Source organism: Cryobacterium sp. TMT1-66-1, from assembly GCF_004403435.1.
In the GTDB taxonomy this organism is placed as follows: domain Bacteria; phylum Actinomycetota; class Actinomycetes; order Actinomycetales; family Microbacteriaceae; genus Cryobacterium; species Cryobacterium flavum.
Genome location: NZ_SOGP01000009.1, coordinates 407,952 through 428,519, shown reverse-complemented (window position 1 = coordinate 428,519; position 20,568 = coordinate 407,952). Strand labels below are relative to the sequence as shown.

At 66.7% G+C, this 20,568-nt stretch carries 15 protein-coding genes; 10 read left to right on the top strand and 5 right to left on the bottom strand.

Translation table 11 applies throughout. The annotated features are described in order from the left end of the window. Positions 1 to 195: 195 nt before the first annotated feature. The gene (locus E3T29_RS07775) at positions 196 to 3,777 is read right to left on the bottom strand and encodes a bifunctional proline dehydrogenase/L-glutamate gamma-semialdehyde dehydrogenase (protein ID WP_134345020.1); all 3,582 of its coding nucleotides are present in this window, start codon (positions 3,775 to 3,777) and stop codon (positions 196 to 198) included. A gap of 157 nt (positions 3,778 to 3,934) precedes the next feature. Between E3T29_RS07775 and E3T29_RS07770 the strand changes: the two genes are divergently transcribed. Beyond that, the gene (locus E3T29_RS07770; RefSeq protein WP_134344923.1) at positions 3,935 to 4,909 is read left to right on the top strand and encodes a LysR family transcriptional regulator; all 975 of its coding nucleotides are present in this window, start codon (positions 3,935 to 3,937) and stop codon (positions 4,907 to 4,909) included. Between the two features lie 103 nt (positions 4,910 to 5,012). Here the strand turns inward: E3T29_RS07770 and E3T29_RS07765 are convergent, their stop codons facing one another. After that, a complete protein-coding gene (locus E3T29_RS07765; RefSeq protein WP_134344922.1) occupies positions 5,013 to 8,720 on the bottom strand; it encodes a choice-of-anchor I family protein in 3,708 nt (1,235 codons plus the stop codon). Between the two features lie 116 nt (positions 8,721 to 8,836). On the opposite strand from E3T29_RS07765, the gene E3T29_RS07760 reads away from it, so the two are divergent. Both E3T29_RS07760 and E3T29_RS07755 read left to right on the top strand, forming a co-directional pair. Beyond that, positions 8,837 to 10,405, top strand: coding sequence for an NAD(P)/FAD-dependent oxidoreductase (locus E3T29_RS07760; protein WP_134344921.1), 1,569 nt, complete (start codon positions 8,837 to 8,839; stop codon positions 10,403 to 10,405). A gap of 71 nt (positions 10,406 to 10,476) precedes the next feature. Next, complete coding sequence (locus E3T29_RS07755; RefSeq protein ID WP_092338629.1) at positions 10,477 to 10,983, top strand: SRPBCC domain-containing protein; 507 nt, start codon at positions 10,477 to 10,479, stop codon at positions 10,981 to 10,983. Between the two features lie 5 nt (positions 10,984 to 10,988). On the opposite strand, the gene E3T29_RS07750 is transcribed toward E3T29_RS07755, so the two are convergent. After that, complete coding sequence (locus E3T29_RS07750) at positions 10,989 to 11,546, bottom strand: thioesterase family protein (protein WP_134345019.1); 558 nt, start codon at positions 11,544 to 11,546, stop codon at positions 10,989 to 10,991. A gap of 132 nt (positions 11,547 to 11,678) precedes the next feature. Here E3T29_RS07750 and E3T29_RS07745 point away from each other — a divergent pair, with 132 nt between their 5' ends. After that, a complete protein-coding gene (locus E3T29_RS07745) occupies positions 11,679 to 12,317 on the top strand; it encodes a LysE family translocator (RefSeq protein WP_134344920.1) in 639 nt (212 codons plus the stop codon). Here E3T29_RS07745 and E3T29_RS07740 read toward each other — a convergent pair. Both E3T29_RS07740 and E3T29_RS07735 read right to left on the bottom strand, forming a co-directional pair. Continuing rightward, entirely contained in the window at positions 12,314 to 13,411 is a 1,098-nt protein-coding gene (locus E3T29_RS07740; protein ID WP_241987697.1) for an alpha/beta hydrolase, read from the bottom strand. The genes E3T29_RS07745 and E3T29_RS07740 overlap by 4 nt on opposite strands. A gap of 84 nt (positions 13,412 to 13,495) precedes the next feature. After that, positions 13,496 to 14,020: a YbhB/YbcL family Raf kinase inhibitor-like protein gene (locus E3T29_RS07735; RefSeq protein ID WP_241987696.1), complete on the bottom strand. Its 525-nt coding sequence runs from the start codon at positions 14,018 to 14,020 to the stop codon at positions 13,496 to 13,498. Between the two features lie 96 nt (positions 14,021 to 14,116). Here E3T29_RS07735 and E3T29_RS07730 point away from each other — a divergent pair, with 96 nt between their 5' ends. From E3T29_RS07730 to E3T29_RS07705, 6 genes are all read left to right on the top strand, one after another. Then, positions 14,117 to 15,013, top strand: a complete 897-nt coding sequence (locus tag E3T29_RS07730) for a rhodanese-related sulfurtransferase (protein ID WP_134344919.1) — start codon at positions 14,117 to 14,119, stop codon at positions 15,011 to 15,013. A gap of 96 nt (positions 15,014 to 15,109) precedes the next feature. Continuing rightward, positions 15,110 to 16,312, top strand: a complete 1,203-nt coding sequence (locus E3T29_RS07725) for a cysteine desulfurase-like protein (RefSeq protein ID WP_134344918.1) — start codon at positions 15,110 to 15,112, stop codon at positions 16,310 to 16,312. Between the two features lie 73 nt (positions 16,313 to 16,385). Beyond that, positions 16,386 to 17,288, top strand: coding sequence for an ATP-binding cassette domain-containing protein (locus E3T29_RS07720; RefSeq protein ID WP_134344917.1), 903 nt, complete (start codon positions 16,386 to 16,388; stop codon positions 17,286 to 17,288). Then, complete coding sequence (locus E3T29_RS07715; protein ID WP_134344916.1) at positions 17,285 to 18,121, top strand: ABC transporter permease; 837 nt, start codon at positions 17,285 to 17,287, stop codon at positions 18,119 to 18,121. The genes E3T29_RS07720 and E3T29_RS07715 overlap by 4 nt, the downstream gene beginning before the upstream one ends. 176 nt (positions 18,122 to 18,297) lie before the next feature. Further along, entirely contained in the window at positions 18,298 to 20,130 is a 1,833-nt protein-coding gene (locus tag E3T29_RS07710) for an HNH endonuclease signature motif containing protein (RefSeq protein WP_166792353.1), read from the top strand. 30 nt (positions 20,131 to 20,160) lie between these two features. Further along, positions 20,161 to 20,418, top strand: coding sequence for a DUF1304 family protein (locus E3T29_RS07705; RefSeq protein ID WP_134344914.1), 258 nt, complete (start codon positions 20,161 to 20,163; stop codon positions 20,416 to 20,418). The last annotated feature ends 150 nt before the right edge of the window (positions 20,419 to 20,568 follow it).

The window sequence follows — 20,568 nt, the reverse complement described above, 5'->3', positions numbered from 1 at the left end:
TGTCGAATTGTGGACAGCGGTAATCATACGGCCCGTTAGAGTCTGCCCCACGAATCTGTATGTAAACCGCACGTAGCCTGTGTGCCCTCTCGGGCCCATGCGTGCAGAACCGCGGAGATTGCGCCGCTGATCCCCCCAATCACACGATTGAAGGCGATCCGGCCGGAATCTCCGCGGTTACGAACCGTAACCGGCCTAGATCACGCCGTCGGAGAGCGTGCTCGGGTTGCCGAAGCGGTGCGCGGTGATCGAGATTGCCTGTTCCCGCAGGAACGGCAGCACCTCGATGCGCCCGGCCTGAGTAACCGCGTTCGAGTACACCGCGATGTCCGGGCTGCCGTTGACCGCTTCGGCCAAAGCGGATGCTTCCACTCGCGCGCCCAGCACCGGGTCACTGCCGATGAGACGCACGCGGCTGGCCGCGATCCCGCCCGAGCGAGCGCGAGCGAGCCACTCCTCGTCGGTTTCGACCAGCACCGGGATCTCACGCTGGGCGAGGATATTGCGTACGCCCGGCGGCACCGGAACGCTGCTCGACACGTCGTAGCGCGACGTGGACAGGGTCGCGGCGGCGATCACGCGCAGCAGCTGGGCGAGCGTTCCGCTCTCGGTCAGGCGCACGGTGACCGGCAGCGCGCGGTAGCGGAACAGGTTGCGCTCCACCTTGAGGTCGGTCGCGTCGCGCACGACGTTGAATTCCTCGCGCCAGGCGAGAGCGTCGCTCACGGCCGAACGGCGCAGCACGTCGAAGTCGGCGTAGTCGAGAAACGGCTGGCTGGCCTCGATGATGTCGGTGACGCGCTGTTCGAGGCCGCGCAGGTGCAACGTCGAGCTGTTCCGGCCCGGCTCGTTGACCCAGCTGCCGAGGCCGAGCAGGTAGTTCGGTCCGCCGGCCTTGGTTCCGGCGCCCACGGCTGAGCGCTTCCAGCCGCCGAACGGCTGGCGCTGCACGATAGCACCGGTGATGCCGCGGTTGACGTAGAGGTTGCCGGCTTCGATCGTGTCGACCCAGAGGGCCAGTTCGTCGGCGTCGAGCGAGTGCAGCCCTGTCGTCAGGCCGAAGTCGACCGCGTTCTGAAAGCGGATGGCTTCTTCCAGGTTGCGCGCGTGCATCACGCCGAGCACCGGGCCGAAGAACTCGGTGAGGTGAAAGTATGATCCGGGCGCGACGCCGGTGCGAATGCCCGGCGACCAGAGCTTGCCGGTGTCATCGAGCTGCTTCGGTTCGACCAGCCACTTCTCTTCGGCGCCGAGCGTGGTCAGGGCGTGCAGTAGTTTGCCGTCGGCCGGCGACATGATCGGGCCCATCTGGGTGACCGGATCGCTTGCCTGCCCGACCTTGATCGAGGTCGCGGCGTCGACCAGCTGGCCGAGAAAGCGTTCGGACTTCGCGACCGATCCGACCAGAATCACCAGGCTCGCGGCCGAGCACTTCTGGCCGGCGTGGCCGAAGGCGCTCTTGACGACGTCGGCGGCGGCCAGGTCGAAGTCGGCCGAGGGCGTGACGATGATGGCGTTCTTGCCGCTGGTTTCGGCGAGCAGGGGCAGGTCGTGGCGGAATCCGCGGAACAGCTCGGCGGTCTCGTAGCCGCCGGTGAGAATGACCCGGTTCACCGCGGGGTGCGCGATGAGCTTGGCACCGAGGTCACGGTCGGGCAGGTTGACCAGAGCGAGGAGTTCGCGCGGGATACCGGCCTCCCAGAGGGCCTCGACCACGACGGCGCCGGTGCGCTGGGCGACCGTGGCGGGCTTGACGACGACGCCGGCACCGGAGGCCAGGGCGGCGAGCATGCCGCCGGCCGGGATGGCGGTGGGGAAGTTCCACGGCGGGGTGACCACGATGAGCTTCGAGGGAACGAAGATGGCGCCCTGCACTCGGTCCAGATCCTTGGCACGTTCGGCGTAGTAGTGGGCGAAGTCCACCGCTTCGCTCACCTCGGCGTCACCCTCGGTGATGGTCTTGCCGCACTCGCTGGCCATGACCTCGATCAGGCGATCTCGGTTGGCAGCGAGCGCCAGGCCCGCGCGGTGCAGTACCGCGGCGCGTTCGGCGCCGGTCTTCTGCCCCCAGGCTGCTCCCGCCTCGAGCACACCGTCGATGATCAGATTGAGCGCTGCCTCGTCGGGAACGGCGGCGGCCTCGATGGTTTCGGTTCCGAGAACGGATGCATCGGCGCGGGCCAAAATCCGTCGGCCCCAGGCGCGGTTGGCGGGCAGCGAGGGGTCGGTGTCGGGCTCGTTGTGGAAGGTCGAGTGCGAAGGCACGGAGCCGCGGGTGATGCCGAGCAGCACGCCGGTCAGTTGCGGGTCGTCGTCGCTGGCGGTCTCGGTTTGCTGGCTGCGGGCATCCGTTGTGGCGGCGGCCAGGCGACCCCGGTCGTAGCTGCTGGAGCGGTCCTGCACGCGGTTAGGGGTGGGAACCCGGTCGTCGAGGGCGTCGAGCGAGGCCTGGAACCGAGCCTTCTCTCGGTCGAATAGCTCGGGATTGCTGGTCAGCTCGAACACGGCCGACATGAAGTTCTCCTGGCTCGCATTTTCTTCGAGCCGGCGAATGAGGTAGCTGATCGCCACGTCGAACTGCGAGGGGTCAACGACGGGTGTGTAGAGCAGCAGCTGTCCGACGTCCTTGCGTACGGCCTGGGCCTGGCCGGTGGCCATGCCGAGCAGCATCTCGAACTCGACCTTGTCGTCGACGCCGCGGGCAACACTGAGCAGGTGCGCCCAGGCCACGTCAAACAGGTTATGGCCGGCGATGCCGAGCTTGACGGCATCCGTGTTCTGCGGGGTGAGCGCCCAGTTGAGCACCCGCTTGTAGTTGGTGTCGCTCTGCTGCTTGGTGGAGAAGGTCGCCAGCGGCCAGTCGTGTACGGCGGAGTCGACATGCTCCATGGCGAGGTTGGCGCCCTTGACCAGGCGCACCTTGATCGGGGCTCCGCCGGCCGCGCGGCGATTCTGCGCCCAGTGGGTGAGGCCCTGGATGGCACTCAGCGCGTCGGGCAGGTAGGCCTGCAGCACGATGCCGGCTTCGAGCTGGGCCAGCTGCGGCTGGTCGAGCAGCCCCTCGAACACGGCGATGGTGAGGTCGAGGTCGCGGTACTCCTCCATGTCCAGGTTGATGAACTTCGGGGTGGCGGATGCCGCGGCGAATTCAAACAGCGGCGTCAGGCGTTCGATCACGCGGGCGACGGTCTCATCGAAGGCCCACATCGAGAGCTGGCTGGCGATCGAGGACACCTTGATCGAGACGTAGTCCACATCGGGGCGTTCGAGGATGCGCTTGGTGCCTTCGAGGCGTTCGAGGGCCTCTTTCTCGCCGAGTACAGACTCACCGAGCAGGTTGATGTTGAGGCGATTTCCGCCCTCTTTCAGGTGCACGAGCGCGGGGCCGAGCTTGTCGGGCGTGGCGTCGACGACGAGGTGGCCGACCATCTGGCGCAGCACGGTGCGGGCGGCGGGAATGACGACCCAGGGCAGCACCGGTCCGAGAATGCCACCGAGGCCGATGGCCGCGCGCATGGGCACCGGCAGAAAACCGGGCGCCTTCTTGGCGACCTTCTGCAGGCTGTAACCGGCGACCATCTTGTCTTCGGGGCGCATGACGCCGTCAACGAAGCCGACCGTGAAGTCCAGGCCGTTCGGGTCCTTGAGCACGCCGGCGAGCCGTTCGGCCGCGGCATCCGCTGGGATGGTGGCGCTTTCGTCGAGCCATTTCTTGACGAGAGCGACGACCTCCGAACTGAAATCCTCGTTGGCGGGGCGGGTGGAGGCGTTGGTCATGGTCACGAGACTAGTCTTTCGTTCGCGGTTGGGTTGCTCTGGTTATTCAAGTCTGAGGCCAGCCTATATTTAGCAAAAGCAAATGTTTATGCATGATATTCGTTACAATTTCTAATGATTTGGTTTTGGGTCGTTCGATGGGTGTAGGGGGCAGCGGATGCTGGATGTGCGGCGACTCCGACTGCTGCGCGAACTGAAGATTCGCGGCACCCTCGCCGGGGTCGCCGCTGCCCTTGCCTACAGCCCATCCGCGGTGTCGCAGCAGCTCGCGCTGCTCGAACAAGAGGCCGGCGTTGTATTATTGAAAAAAGTGGGGCGGCGGGTGCAGCTCACCCCGCAGGCCGAGATTCTGGTGGAGCACACCACCCACCTGCTGGAGCGGCTCGAACTTGCAGAGGCCGACCTGCGCGCCAGCACCACGACGGTGTCGGGCACCGTGCGGGTGGCCGTGTTCCAGTCGGCCGCCCTCGCCGTCATTCCGCGGGCGCTCACCTTTCTCGCCGAGGACTTTCCGGCGCTACGGGTCGAAGTGACCGAGCGCGAGCCAGAGCGCGGCCTGTTCGAGGTGGCCGCGCGCGACTTCGACCTCGTGCTGGCCGAGCAGTATCCCGGCCACACTCGCGCGCATTGGCCCGACCTCGACCGGATCAACCTCGCAACGGATGCGCTGCGGCTCGCCGTGCCGCCCGCGGATAGTTCCCGGGACGGCGCAGGGCGGGTCAGCGCGGCAACCCTCGAGGAAACCGCCGGCCTGCCCTGGGTGATGGAGCCGGTGGGTACAGCGTCGCGGCAGTGGGCCACGCAGCTCTGCCGCTCGGCCGGTTTCGAACCGGACGTGCGGTTTGAGACCGCCGACCTGATCGCGCACATCCGCTTGATTGAATCGGGCAATGCGGTGGGCATTCTGCCCGATCTGGTCTGGGCCGGGCGCATGCCGGCCGTTCAGCTGCACGACCTGCCGGGCACCCCGCACCGCACCCTGTTCTCGGCTGCGCGCCGGTCGAGCGCGCAGCGGCCGGGCGTGGTCGTCGTGCGCGCAGCCCTCGACCGGGCGGTGAGCAAGGTGGCCAAACCCACGGAATCCGACCCGTTGGAGCCGCCGCGCCCGTTCGAGCCCCTCGCGCCGGTGTAACCGCGCCACCCCTCCTCGGATTGCACCCGGCGATCAGCCGCGTCGCATGACCGCCCAGTCAAACGGATGCCCGGCGCGCGCGCCGCGGCATCCGCTCAAGAGGCTAGGCCTGCGGGCCCTGGCGCTTGCGACGGGCCAAGATGAGGCCGGCGCCGAGCAACAGAAGCAGCGCGGCGAGGCCGGCCGGGGCGAGCGACGCGCCGAGTGCCGGGATAGCACCCAGGCCGCTCGTGCTCGCCGCTGCAACAACGGTGACCGCGAGGCTGATCGGCTCCAGGGCGACCGAGCTGATCACGAGCGTGTGCGCGCCGACCGGCGTGCCGGCCGGAATCACTGCGGAGAACATTGCGACTCCGGCAGCATTGGCCGCGAAGGTGCCGAGGTTCACCGGCACGGAGTAGAGCGTGCCGGTGACCTTCTGGCCGGGGTTCAGCCCGGAGACCGTGACGGTGACGCGCTCGCCCGGGGTGAAGACGGCGTCACCCACGTCGATGCTGGCCCAGTCGGTGCCGGCCAGTACCGCGCGGCCGAGCGATGCCGGGTCGACCAGCGGGTGCTTCTCGAAGTAGGCGACCGTCGCGGCGAGGTCGGCCTGGCCGGTGTCCGCGACGCTGGTTCCGGCGGCGAAGGTGGTGAATTTGTCGCCGCCCGAGGCCAGGAACGAGTTCACCGCCACGCGGAACACGTCGGTCGGGGCGATGGCCACACCATTCAGCGACATACCGACGATGTGCTCGCCCAGCGCCGCGTCGGGCTCATAGAGGTAGCTGAACCCCTCGGAGACACCGAGGTGCAGCTTGGCCCGGCTGGACTGCCACTGCTGTTCGAGCACCGTGCGCAGCTGGGTACCGGTGAGGTCCATGGTGACGAGGGTGTTGGCAAAGGGCTGCACCGTGGCGACCTCTTTGTAGGTCACCTTGCCGTTCTCGCCGTAGCTCAGGTCGGTGCGCACCCCGCCGGGGTTCATGAAGGCGATCTCGGCCGGTTCACCACCGAAGGCAGAGTTCGAGGTGGCCCAAAGCTGAATGTCGGCGACGAGGTTGCCGAGGCTCGATTCCGACCCGCGGTCCTCTGCCACGCCGTTGTAAGCACGTTTGATGTCGGCGCTGATGGCACCGACTTCAACCGAGCCGACGATGTCGGCCCGGGCCGCGGAATCCGTCACGATCTGCGCCACGGTGGCGTTGGCCGGGTAGAGGCCGGTCGTGCCGTTGTGCAGGTCCACCAGCGCGCTGGTCATCGAGACGACGCTTTTGGTCACTGGGTCGACCGAGAATTTCAGCTGGTCGAGGTTCATGCCGTACTGGCCGCTCTGCATCACCGGGCGTTTCAGCCCGTCGGTCCAGCCCGTGACCGGGTAGGAGCAGTTGTAGGTGGCGTGGGTGTGACCCGAGAGGATCGCATCGATATTGGCCGATGCGTCGCGGATCAGATCGCCGTAGAGGGTGTCGGCGTCACCGATCGCGGCGCAGTCGGTGCCGACGCCTCCCTCGTGGGTGAGCAGCACGATGACATCGGCCTCGCCGTTGGTCGTGTTGCCATCCTGCAACTGCGCTGCCACGCGATTGGCGGCCTCGAGCTGGTCGCCGAACTCAATGTCGGCGATGCCGGCCGGGGAGACCAGTGAGGCGGTAGCCGCGGTGACGGTGCCGATGAAGCCGACGCGCACGCCATCGACCTCCTTGACCCAGTATTCATCGAGTGCCGGGGTGGTCGTGCCCTTCAGGTAGACGTTGGCGCCGAGCGCATAGCGCGGGTCACCGAACGACGAACGGACCCGATTGCTCAGGTCGTCCCAGCCCGCATCGAACTCGTGGTTTCCCACAACGGATGCGTCCAGCCCGGCCGCGAGGAGCGCCGTGATCGTCGGTTCGTCCTGCTGCGAGAAAGAGGTGAAGGTGGAGGCACCGATGTTGTCGCCCGCCGAGACGAACAGGGTGTTCGGGTTTTTCGCCTTCAGCTGGGCAACGGCTCCGGCAAGGACGGCCGCGCCGGCCTCCTGGTTTCTGGCGTTGGCTTCGAGGCGACCGTGAAAGTCGTTGATGCCGAGCACTTGAATTTCGGTGGGGATGACGTTGATCGAGAAGATGGTGGTGGTTCCGGAGACCTCGTTGCCGACGGCGAGCATCGGCTCACCGGTGGGCGATTCTTTGGCGGAGATGAACGTGACGCCCTCCGGGCCGAGGTCGCCGGCTGCCGACAGGTCGACGGTGGCGTCGACGCCGAAGTTGCGGTTGTTGAGGTAGGTCACGAACTTCGCGTCGGTCGGGTCGGTGATGTCGTACGCCATGATGCCGCCGACTCGTTCGAGGCCGATGAAGGCGTAGGTGCGGCCGTCGATGTTGCCGATGGCGAGGTTCTCGGGTTCGGGGCCCTTGTCGTCACTGCGACCCTCGAAGTTGGACTTGCTGTGGTTCGAGTTGAAATAGGCCGGGTTGGCCGCGGCGGTGATGCGCTCGAAGTCCTCACCGGAGTCGAAGGTTTGGGCGCCGTTGGTGTCCCAGATCGAGAAGGAGCGGGAGCCGAAGGAGTAGAGCTCCTCGTAGCAGGTGCCGGCGGTGTTGTAACCGTTTTCCTTGGTCACGTTCAGGCGACCCATTCCTGCGTCGTTGTTCTTGCCGAAGAGGTCGCTAGTAGCGCAGATCGTGAGGTCCTCCGCACGCGCGCCCTCGACGTAGCTGCCCCACTCGCGGGCGTCGCCCTCGTTGGCGGTGACCAGGTAGGTCGCGTCAGTGCCGGTGGAGGAATCCTTCGCCGTGTAGGCGTTCATGCCGTCGGGCATGTACATGCCGTGCAGACCGGGGTAGGTCTGAATGTTGACGGCCGAATCCTTGTCGGAGGCGTCGATGCCGTTGCCGGGCAGGCCGTGGTCCTGGAAGCCGAGCGAGCGCACTTCGGTGACCTCAGGCGTGACGAGGTCAACCACAGCGACCGCGTTGGCTTCCTGCAGCGCCACATAGGCGGTGAGGCTGTTCGGGTCGATCGCGACATACTCGGGCTCGAGGTTGCGCGAGACCGGAAAGCCCGCTTCGGGAGTCGGTCCGAAGATGCGTACGTCGGGGTCGAGGGTCTTCGTGCCGCCATTGGCTTCGGATTCGTAGGCGTGAAAATCAGTGGTCGCGACGGCCGACGCAGCGGGCAGGGTGAGGGTCGACGGGAGCGTGATGACGCTGACCGACCCCTCGGGATCGACGGTGAACAGGTCGTTCGGCTCGCCCTCATTGGCGGAGACGGCATACTTGCCGTCGGCCGAGATGCTCACCATGTCCGGCAGGGCACCGACCGTAACCGCGCCCAGAATGGTGGCTGTCGTCGCGTTGGCGTCGAAGAAGACGAGCCAGCCGGCATCCGTTTTGGTGGGCGATTCGATCGCCATTGCGCCGAGGCCGTCGGCGCGCACGGCCACCGAGTTGGCGGTGGAACCGGTGGGGATGAGCGAGCTGCCGTCGTCGATTGTGGTTCCCGCTGCGCTGAGCGAGAACTCCTTGACCGGGGTAGTCGGGTCGGCGATGTCGAGCACGTCCACGGCGCCCTGGGCCGCGTTGACCACGAAGAGTCGCTTGCTGGCGGCGTGGTAGGTCACGATCTCGGCGGCCGAGGCGTCAAAGGTGCCGGTCTCGTACGTTCCCAGCGGTGCCAGGTTGAAGTACGGGTCGGTCCCCGACGCGGTCACCGGTGCGACGACGATGGCAGCGGATGCCGTCGGTGCTGCCGACGATACGAGCGGCGCCACCGCGAGAGCGGCGCAGGCCGCTGCAGCCAAGATGGCAACGGGTAGTCGGCGGCGTGCGGGGCGTCGAAAGGCGCTCATGCGGTAGATCCTCCTGTTGCAGACAATGGATGCCATTCTGTGTACTGGTCACAGGTGACTCGCAGGTGAATGCAAGGTGACTGATAGGTTCGGCGCGCACTGGCTAGGCTCTGCTCATGAGCGAAACCAGACACGACGTCGTGATTATCGGTGGCGGCCACAACGGCCTTGTCGCCGCCGCCTACCTGGCCCAGGCCGGCCGCAGCGTGCTCGTGCTCGAGCGGGAGAAGCAGGTGGGCGGCGCCGCCATTTCAGCGGATGCCTTCCCCGGCATTGACGCGCGCCTCTCGCGCTACTCCTATCTGGTGAGCCTGCTGCCGACCAGAATCATCCGCGAGCTGGGGCTCGATATCGAGCTGGCTCGACGTCGGTACTCGTCGTACACGCCGGGGCCGACTGGCGCCGGATTACTCGTTGACCAGGGCGACCCCGAAGCGACCAGGGCGTCGTTCGAACGCATCGGTGCCGCGGCCGATTTCGATGCCTGGAGCTCCTTCTACGACGACACCGCCCGACTGGCGCGCGCCGTGTTTCCCACGGTGTGCGAACCGCTGCTCACCCGCTCGGAGGCTAAGCGACTGGTCGGCGACGATGCCCTCTGGACCGCCCTGGTCGAGCAGCCGCTCGGCGACACGATCACCAACCGGTTTGCGAACGATCTCGTGCGCGGCGTCGTGGCTACCGATGGGCTGATCGGCACCTTCACGGGCCTCGATGACTCCAGTCTCGACGCGAACCGCTGCTTTTTGTATCACGTGATCGGCAATGAAACCGGGGACTGGGACGTGCCGATCGGCGGCATGGGCGCTGTGACCGGGGCACTCGAACGGGCGGCGCGCGAGGCCGGTGCGCGGCTCGAAGTCGGCGCCGAGGTCACGTCGGCCACCCCCGACGGAGCCGTGGAATACCGCCAGAACGGGCGCCTGAAGACGACGAACGGCGCCGCGCTGCTGGCCAACGTGGCGCCATGGGTGCTGCGGGGTTTGCTGGGTGGTGGAGGCGGGGCATCCGCTGACCTGGTCAAGCCGGAAGGCGCCCAGGTGAAGGTCAACCTGCTGCTGACACGCTTGCCGCACTTGGTGGACGCGAGCGTGTCGCCGGAGGCGGCATTCGGCGGTACATTTCACATCAACGAGAGCTACAAGCAGCTGCAGACCGCGTATGACCAGGCCCTGTCCGGTGAGATTCCCGAACTGGTGCCGTGCGAGGTCTACTGCCATTCGCTGATCGACCCGAGCATTCTGTCGCCCGAACTTGCCCAGGCCGGTGCCCACACCCTTACCGTGTTCGCCCTGCACACCCCGAATCGGGCGCTCACCGAAGCCAACAACGACCAGATGCGCGCGCAGCTGCAGGCCGCCGTGCTCTGCTCGCTCAATTCGGTGCTCGCCGAGCCGATCGAAGCCCTGTTGATGACGGATGTTGCGGGTCACCCTTGCCTCGAAACCAAGACCACGCTCGACCTCGAGCATGCCCTGAATCTGCCCGGCGGCAACATCTTTCACGGCGCGCTGTCGTGGCCATTTCTGGAGGATGACGAGCCGCAGGCCACGCCCGCCGAGCGTTGGGGAGTCGCCACCGAGCATCCGCGCATTCTCATTTGCGGTGCCGGAGCCAGGCGCGGCGGCGGGGTCAGCGGGCTCGGCGGACACAACGCCGCGATGGCCCTGCTCGAAGGGGCTTAGCGTGTAGCCGACCCTCTCAATGTGGCCTAACCTGAGGTTACAAGCGCATGTCACTCATAGTGGAGGTCCCCATGTCAGCCAAGCCCACCGGACGCCTCGTACACCGCGAGGACGGCCTGTATCTCATGCTCAATCGGCTGTTCAACGCGCCCATCGAGCAGGTGTGGGCGAGCCTGACCCGTCCTGCCGAACTCGAGAAGTGGATCGGCACCTACTCCGGTTCTCCGGCGACCGGCGCGGTCAAGTTCAAGATGACGGCCGAGCCGGATGCCAAGTGGGAGTACGTGAGTATTCGCGAGTGCCAGGCGCCGCACCGTTTCAACGGCGACTTCGGCGAGGGTGAAGATTCCTGGCGCGCACTGTTCCACCTGGTTGAGGGCGACGGCATGACCAACCTGACCTTCGGGCAGCGTCTGCGCTCGGCGAGCGAGGCCGCCACGGTCGGCCCCGGTTGGGACTACTACCTCGACCGCCTGGTCGCCTCCCGCGCCGGCCTTCCCCTGCCCGAGTGGAATCACTATTACCCCGCGCACGCCCAGTTTTATAAGGACCTCATCGTTCCGGTGCGCACCGCCTAACTAGGCTAGTTCCAGATGCTCGGGGCCGGGGCTCGAGTGGGTGCGGCCGCTGCCGCGCCAGCCCACTCGAGCAGCCACTCCGGAACGCTCACGTTGTCGGGGGCGACGCCGATCGCGCCCAGCAGTTCGTCGATCGTGACGATTCCGCCGGTGCGCTTGAGAAAGCGACCACGAATGTAGCCGTGGGCGTAGATCTCGAGCACGCCGTCGGCATCCGGTCGTACGAAACGTTGCTCGACGTAAACCGCCTTCTCGTCGAAGCCGAGGATGCGCGACTCCACCGTGAACTTCTGGCCGACCGTGAGCGACTTGCGAAAGCTGATGGTCTCGGAGACCACGACCGGGTACCAGCCTCGCTGCTTGAAGATGGCCCAGACGCCCGTGCGGTGCAGCATGTCGAAGCGGGCCACGTCCATGATGGACAGGTAGACGCCGTTGTTCATGTGCCGCAAAATATCCTGGTCGGTCGGCAGGGTCACAAAGTTGGTGCGCGCGACATCGAAGTGACCGAGCTTTGGGCCGAACTTCGACAGCAGGGCGTGGAGGAGGGTTCTGAAGAACATATGCACGAAATGATGCTAACGATGTGGGCGCAACCGCGAGCAATCCGTTGTGGGTGGGCACCAGCATCCGTCGCCGCAACGGGGGTTGGCTGCACGATGTGCCACAGTCGCCGCTGGGTTTAGCATTCAAACATGGTTTCCCTGCCCACCCTGCTCACGTTCGCGCTCGCCTCGATCGCGCTCATCGTCATTCCCGGCCCGACCGTGCTGTTCGTGATCGGGCGATCGCTGGCACTCGGCCGGCTTGGCGGCTTTCTCAGCGTGCTCGGCAATGCCCTGGGCCTGATTCCGGTGATCGTCGCGGTCTCTCTCGGACTCGGTGCCATCGTGACCCAGTCGGTGCTGCTGTTCACGATCGTCAAGTTCGCCGGCGCGGCCTACATCATCTATCTCGGGGTGCAGGCGATTCGCAACCGGGGCAAGGCCGCGCAGATGAGCGAGGCCAGGGTGGCCCGCAAGACCAAGTGGCGGCTGGTTCTCGAAGGATTCGTGGTGGGCCTGAGCAACCCTAAGTCACTCGTCTTCTTCATCGCGGTGCTGCCGCAGTTTGTGAACTACCGGGCCGGCGATGTTCCGCTGCAGCTCGCGGTGCTCGGCCTGGTCTTCGTGCTGCTCGCCCTGCTCGGCGACAGCACCTGGGCTCTCGCGGCCGGCACGGCACGGGTCTGGTTTGCCCGGTCACCGAAGCGCATCGAGAACCTGTCCTCGGCCGGCGGCGTCATGATGATCGGCCTCGGCGGAGTGCTCGCCGCAACCGGCGCGCGGTCCTAAACCGTCATCGCCCGCGGCGCGACGGCACGCACGAAGGCGCCGAGGCGACGGTAGACCTCTTGCGATTCCGGATGCGTGTCGTCCTGTTGCCAGGTGTGCTTGGCGTTGACGCTGCGCCGGCCGTAAATGAGCGTGTCGACCCGAATCTTGCGGGCTCGTAGCGCCTCGATGAAGTTGAGGTTGGCCCGGTAGAAATAGTCGCGCTCCGACGTCGTGACGAAGACCGGCGGAAAACCGCGGTCGAGCCACTCGATCGGCGACATGAAACGCGCGGCCGTACGCAGGTGCAGTCCGCGGCCGCGCTCGGGCAGCAGCATCCGAACAAAGTTGAGGCTCAGCACAAACCCACGGTCGAATAGCACCGAGAAATCGGCGATGCTGCAGTGCTGCACGAGACCGCGCAGGTTGCGGCGGGCGACCGGCGGCGCAATGTCATAGTGTTCCGCGAGCTCGGGTTCAAAGGCCGCAGCGGTGAGCAGCGCCGCGATGTGGCCGCCGGCCGAGTCGCCGCCGAGCACGATTCGGGTCGGGTCTCCCCCGTAGGCGGCGATATTGCGGGCGACCCAGTCGAGCACGGCGTTGCCGTCCTTCATCATGTGGCCCAGCTGAAACCGGGTGGCCATGCGGTAGTTCGCGTTGACGACGACCATTCCTTCGGCAGCCTGGCTCGCGCAGTACTTGGTGAGCGGGTCTTTGTCGCCGGAGGTCCAGCCGCCGCCGTGAAAATACACGTACACGGGTAAGGGGTCTGCGCCCGCTTCGCGTTTGGGAACGAGAACGTCGAGCCGGTGAATCTTCTGGCCATCGCCGATGTAGTCGAGGTCGAGGTCGTATTCGACCGAATCGATCGGGTGCAGGTTGAACTTGTGCACCGGGGTCGCCCGGCGCAGCATCAGCGCGCGCCACGCCCAGACCGGCAACCGACGGATGCCCGTCTCCCGGTGCAGAGACCGGTCGACGGTCACGCCGTCGGCATGCAAACGGATGCCGTGCAGCCAGGCGGGCGTCGGCACGGCCGGGCGCGCTGACGACGTTGGGGGGCTGGTGGGGGGAATGGAACGGGCGGTGTCGAACGTGGTGCTGGTGATACTCACTGATTGAGGTTAAGTCGTTTCCCCCGAATCCCCGCTGGGAGTTACCCCATTTGGGGACAACTCCCGGTTTTACACGGCGCCCCCTCAGACAGCGGCTGCCCCGCCCGCGACCCCGGTCGCCTCCAGTACCGCACGCGCGAGCGTGTGAAAGTGCAGGTTGAAGCCGAGAACGGCCGGCGTGGACTGCGAGTCGAGTTCGAGCGTCGGCACGTCAACGGCGTGCACGATGAACTGGTAGCGGTGAGTGCCGGTTCCCGGCGGCGGGCCAGCGCCGATGAACGAGGTGAGACGCACCTCGTTCGGCAGCACGAGTGCGCCGGCCGGCAGGGTATCGATTCCCGCAGCCAGCTCGGTCACGGATACCGGCAGGTTGGCCACCGCCCAGTGCCAGAATCCGGAGCCGGTCGGGGCGTCGGGGTCGTACACGGTGAGCGCGAAACTCTGGGTCTCGGCGGGAAAACCCGACCAGGAGAGCTGCGGGGACACATCCGCTCCGCCCGCGTCGGTTCCATACTGTGCTGCGACGAGCGGTGCCCCGTCGGTCATGTCGGTGCTGCTGAGTGAAAACTGGGGAACGGCGCCGAACCGGGCGAGCGGGTCCTGGGTCACGATTTGCCTCCTCGATACGGCTGACCAGTGGCAGTACAGACAGTGCGGCCAGCCTACGCGCGCTCTCCGGAAATGCGCACAAAGTAAAATGGGCCCATGGCCATTCCGAAGATTCTGCTCTTTTACATCTTCACGCCGCTGGCCGACCCCGATGCGGTGCGACTGTGGCAGCGCGACCTGTGTGCAGGGCTCGGTCTGCGCGGGCGCATCCTCATCTCGAAAGACGGCCTGAACGGCACGGTCGGTGGCGACCTGCCCGCGATCAAGAAGTACATTCGCAAGACCCGCGACTACCCGGCGTTCAGGCACATCGACTTTAAGTTCAGCGAGGGCACCGGCCTCGACTCGCGCGGCCACAGCCTCGATTTTCCAAGGCTCGTGGTCAAGGTGCGCGAGGAGATCGTGAGCTTCGGCGCCCCCGGCGAGCTGCGCGTCGACAGCGCCGGAGTGGTCGGCGGTGGCACCAAGCTGCAGCCGGCCGAGCTCAATGCGCTCGTCGCCGAACGCGGAGACGAGGTCGTCTTCTTCGACGGGCGCAACCGGTTCGAGGCCGAGATCGGGCACTTTCGAGACGCGGTCGTGCCCGATGTGGCCAACACGCGCGAGTTCGTGGCCGAACTCGACAGCGGCAAATACGACCATCTCAAGGGCAAGCCGGTCGTGACCTACTGCACCGGCGGCATCCGTTGTGAGGTGCTGAGCGGTCTCATGAAGTCGCGTGGTTTCGGCGAGGTATACCAACTCGACGGCGGCATTGTGCGTTACGGCGAGGCTTTCGGCAATGAGGGTCTGTGGTCGGGTTCGCTCTACGTCTTCGACCAGCGGATGTCCATCGACTTCGCTCCCGGCGCTGCCGTGCTCGGGACCTGCCAGGTCTGCGCCGCGCCCACGACGAACATGCTCAACTGCCGGGATGCCTCCTGCCGCGAACAGCTCGTGGCCTGCCCGGACTGCGTCACACGCGAAGCGCCCGCCTGCGCCGCGCACGCGTAGCTCGACCACTCGTCTCGACTACCCGTTCGTCGCGGCTCGACCGGTGGTGGTCTCGGCGGCGCTGGTCGACGAGCAGACGCTGTGCTTGGATGGCGTGTGACCTATGACGCGCTGGCAGTCCGCTCCCACTTTCCCTCCCTCTCCTCCGGGTTCGCCCACTTCGACGGTCCGGGCGGCACGCAGACGCCTCGCCAGGTCGCCGCCGCGATCGCCCTCACCCTGACCCGACCGCTGTCCAACCGCGGAAGCGGCAGCCTGCCGGAGCAGAACGCCGACAACGCCGTCACCGTCTTCCGCACGGCGATGGCCGACCTGCTCGGCGCCGACCCGCACGGCGTGGTCTACGGCCGCAGCGCCACCCAAATCACCTACGACTTCTCCCGCCACCTCGGCCGCAGCTGGAATGTCGGCGACGAGATCGTGGTCTCCAAGCTCGACCACGACGCTAACATCCGTCCCTGGATCCAGGCCGCCGAGCACGCCGGCGCCACCGTCAAGTGGGTCGACTTCGACCCGGCAACCGGCGAGCTCAGCGCCGAGGCGGTCACCGCGCAACTGACCGAACACACCCGTCTGGTCGCCGTCACGGCTGCTTCCAACCTCATCGGAACCCGACCGCCGATCGCCGCGATCGCCGCCGCCGTGCACTCGGTCGGCGCCCTGCTCTGGGTAGACGGGGTGCACTACACGCCGCACGCCTCGGTGGACGTGGCCGCGCTCGGCGCCGACTTCTTCGTCTGCTCCCCGTACAAGTTCCTCGGACCGCACTGCGGCGTGCTGGCCGCCGACCCGGCCCTGCTCGAGCGCATCCACCCGGACAAGCTGGCCACCTCCACCGAAATGGTTCCGGAACGCTTCGAATTCGGCACCCTGCCATACGAGTTGATGGCGGGCGTTACTGCGGCCGTCGATTTTCTGGCCGCGCTGGCACCGATCGGCGGAAGCCGGCGGGAGCGCCTGGTGCAGGCATCCATCGCCCTGGAACATCATGAGGCGGGCCTGCTCGCCGAACTCGAGGCCGGGCTGGCCGCTCTGCCCGGCGTGACCGTGCATTCGCGTGCCCGCGAGCGCACGCCAACCGTGCTGGTCACCTTCGCCGGGCACCCGGCCGCCGATGCCGCGGCGTTCCTGGCTGCCCGGCGGGTGCTCGCCCCGGCCGGATCGTTTTACGCACTCGAGGCCTCGAAGCACCTCGGGCTCGGTGCTGAGGGCGGCCTGCGCATCGGACTGGCGCCGTACAACACGGCGGGTGAGGTACAACGACTGCTCACCGGCCTGGAGGACTTCCTGCTGGCCTGAACTGAAAAGCCCGGTAGACGGCACTATACGGCCCCTGGGTAATAGGGTGGGAAGCACTACAGAGGGGAGTCGGATGCCTACCGGCGCTGTTATCGAATTCAGCAACATCAGCAAACGCTTTGGCGGGGTCACCGCGGTCAACGACCTGTCCTTCACGGTAGAGCCTGGGCGGGTTACCGGCTTTCTCGGGCCGAACGGTGCCGGCAAGACCACGTCCCTGCGCATTCTGCTCGGACTGGTCGCGGCGAGCAGCGGAACGGCCACGTTTGGCGGCGTTCGCTACCGCGACCTGCCCAATCCCCTTGCCACGGTGGGCGCAGCCCTCGAAGCCGCCAGCTTCCACCCTGGCCGCTCTGCTCGCGACCACCTCGGCGTGTACGCGATCGCCGCCGGGCTGCCGCGCACCCGGGTCATGGAGGTGCTCACCCAGGTGGGCCTCGCCGCCCATGCCGACCAGCGCGTCGGCGGCTACTCCCTCGGTATGCGCCAGCGCCTCGGCCTGGCCTACGCCCTGCTCGGCAACCCGGGCGCGCTCGTGCTCGACGAGCCGATCAACGGACTCGACCCGGAGGGCATCCGCTGGATTCGCGGTTTTCTGCGCGACATGGCCGCGGAAGGACGCACCATTCTGGTCAGCTCACACCTGCTCTCCGAAGTGCAGCAGAGCGTCGACGACGTCGTCATCATCGCCCGCGGCGAGCTCGTGCACCTCGGCCCGCTCTCCAGCCTCGATACGGATGCCGCGCCCCAGACGATCGTGGATTCTCCCGACCGCGAGAACCTCACAGCCGCGCTCACTGCGGCGGGCATCACCTTCTCGATCGGCCGCACCGGCCTGCTCGCCGCCACATCCGACCCCGCACTGCTCGGCCACCTCGCTTTCACCGCCGGGGTCGAACTCAGCGTGCTGCACCGGCAGAAAACCGGCCTGGAAGACTCCTTTCTCGCCCTCGTCGGCGGGAGCCACTCGCTATGACCACGTTCCTGCGGTCAGTCTCGGCCGAATTCGCCAAGATTTTTACGACTCGCCTGTGGTGGCTTCTCGCCATCGTTCTGTTCTGTTACATCGGCCTCATCGCCGGTGGGCTCGGCGCGCTGCTCGCCGGCGTCGAGACCGGTGTGATCAGTCCCGACACGGTGAATACCGGCGGTGCCGGCGCCTTCGGTTTCGGCAGCCTCCCACCGATCATCTACAGCTTCGCTTCCTCGGTCGGCTACGTCTTCCCCGTGCTGCTGGGCGTGCTCGCGACGACGGGTGAATTTCGCCACCAGACCCTGACACCCACGTTTCTCGCGACGCCGCGTCGCGGTGTGGTGCTCGCAGCGAAGACGGTCACGCTGGTTCTGGTCGGCGCTGGATTCGGAGTTGTCGGGCTGGCAGCATCCGTTGGTCTCGGCGGCGGGGCGCTGAGCGCGTTCGGTGTGGATGCGCTGCTGCTGGACTCGGAAACGTGGCTGCAGGTCGGTCGCACAATTCTTGCGATGGGCCTGTGGGCTGCAATCGGCGTGGGCTTCGGCGTTCTGGTGCCGAGCCAGGTTGCGTCGATCGTGGTCGTGCTCGCCTTCACCCAGTTCGTCGAGCCACTGTTGCGGCTGGCCGCCTCTTTTCTCGAGGTCACCGCGCAGATCGGCAACTATCTGCCCGGCTCGGCCTCCGATGCCCTCGTCGGTGCGAGCGTCTTCACCCTCGCGAACCCGGCAGGCGCCCCGCCGCTGGACTGGTGGCAGGGTGGTCTCGTGCTGCTCGGTTACGCCGTGGTCGCGACAATGATCGGCTATGCCGTGAGCTGGAAGAAAGACGTCAGCTAGAGCGCTGCGCCGGAAGACCGCTGCATTTTTCGTCGATCGAGCTGGTCGAGACCCCCATCGACCAACGCGAGCCGCCTCGAAAACGCGAGTGTCCGTGCGAATTCAAGTTCGCACGAAAATCCCAATAGATGTGAGAATGGCTCGACTTGCAGGGTTGGGCTTGGTACACTTGTTCTATGAGCCAGTGCGGCGATACCTCCCAGCCGGGCCTCGTCGATCCGTTCGTCGCGGCCCACGGTTACCTGCCTTCCACAGCCGAGGAGCGCGCTGAGTTTGATGTGTTCTGGGCGCAGTGTCAGGCCGATTGGCGGGTTGAGATCGCCGAGGGCCTCGGGCAGTTCGCTCCCTACGACGCCCTCAACGACGTCGATACCGCGCCCGCCAGCCGCGACCCCTTCCTAGTTGATGCTGTCGGCCCGGAGCTTGTCGGCCCGGAGCTTGTCGGCCCGGAGTCTGTCGGCCCGGAGTCTGTCGGCCGCGCGTCCTACCGCCGGGAGATGCCTGACGGTCCGCCGCTGCCGGCCGGCCTGGACTTGACCGAGGTGTTTGCGGCGGTGCCGCCCACGCACCGGTTCGATGGGGACCTGCGCGAGGAGATCCTCTACGCTGACTACCTCGCGGCCAATTTCCTCCCGGACGACTTCATCCCGGCCGACCAGCCCGACCCGGCCGACGGCGGTTCGGCGGAGTCGCTGAGTCCGTTTCAGCGGCATCAGGCGCAGTTCGTTGACCGGGTGCTCTTCTTCGAGAAGATCATCGCCTGGGCCCAGGCGAGCAAGGCTGAGGTTCTCACCGAGGCGTGGGACTACACGACCAACACCGCCGAGACCGGCCGCCCCCTGTCCGGGCCGGGCCATGAGCACGATTGGGATGCCGCCTTCGCCGCGCAGCAGGGGCTGGTGGCGGAGATGGCGTGCGCGCTGCGCATCCCGAACGGCACCGCGTCCGGCCTGCTCCAGGAGAGCCGGCAACTGGTGGTCGAGCGGCCCGATACGCTCACCGCGCTCCGCACCGGCGATATCTCCCTCCGCCACGCCCGCCGCCTGCTCGACCAGCTCGGTTCCGTGCCGCGGCCCGCCCGCGACGCGCTGGAGGCGGTATTGCTGCCGCACGCCAAACGCCTCACTCCCACGCAGTTCGAGGGCAAGGCCCGCAAAGTGCGGGAACGGTTCCACCCCGACAGCATCACCGTGCGCCGCGCCAAGTGCTTGTCCGATCGTAAGGTGCTGTTCTTCCCCGATAAAGACGGCATGGCCACCCTCTGGCTCCGCGCGGCCGGTGACGACCTGCAGGCGGTCTATACCCGCGTCACTGACGCTGCCCTCAGCCTGCAGGGCCCGGGCGAAGAGCGCACCCTCAGCCAGCTCCGCGCCGATGTCGCCGTTGACCTGCTCCAGCAGGGCGTCACCGGCAGCGGCCTCGGCGCCGGACTCACCGCCAACGTCAACATCACCGTGCCGGTGCTCACCCTGATGGGCAAAAGCGAAGAACCGGCCGACCTTGAAGGGTACGGGCCGATCGACCCGGAGACCGCCCGCCGCCTGGCCGGCACGGCGACAAGTTTCCTGCGCATCCTCACCCACCCGCACACCGGAATCGTGATCGACGTCAGCCAAGACCCCTTCCGCGTGCCGGCCAGCTTGAAGAAGTACCTGCGACTGCGCGATGGAACCTGCCGGTTCCCCGGCTGCAACCGCTCCGCCGGGCACAGCGACCTCGACCACACCATCGACAAACAATTCGGCGGCCCCACCACCGCCACCAACCTGCACTTTCTCTCCCCGGCGCACCACAACCTGAAGCACTTCAGCGACTGGAAAGCCATCGCCGACCCCGACGGCACCCTGCACTGGACCAGCCCCGCCGGCAAACACTACGCCACCGACCCCGCCACACGCATCAGCCCCCACCTACAACACACCGCGCCAGCACCACCCCCGCCAACCATTCCAGCACCACCCCCGCCCAACCCATGGAACACTTGCGCCCCTGACGCGCAACCGTTCTAGCCGCCGTCCCGTGCCCCTCCCGATTCGAAAATGACCGGTTCGACCGGTTCGACCGCTACGACGCTGTCCTGCCACTGCCCCCGCCCCGCCCCGCCCCGCCCCGCCATCAAACCGATGGCGTACAACCAGGGCTTCTACAACCTGTTCCTGGGCATCGGCGCTGTCGTGGGCCTCGGCTTGCACTTCGGCGGCCTCCCCGAAGCGGGCCTCGCGCTCGCGTTGTTCACGACCGCATCGATGGTGCTCGCTATGCTCGCGCGGCATAGATTCAGGGCACGCTTCCGCTGATCGGCTTCGTGCTGTTCTTGTTCGCCTAGCTGGTCGGTTACGCCGTGGTCCCGACCGTGATCGGCCGTTCCGTGAGCTGGAAGAAAGACGTCACCTAGCGAGACCCCCTAATTCAGGGACCATTCCACCCCCTGTTTGGGGGAGTTACTG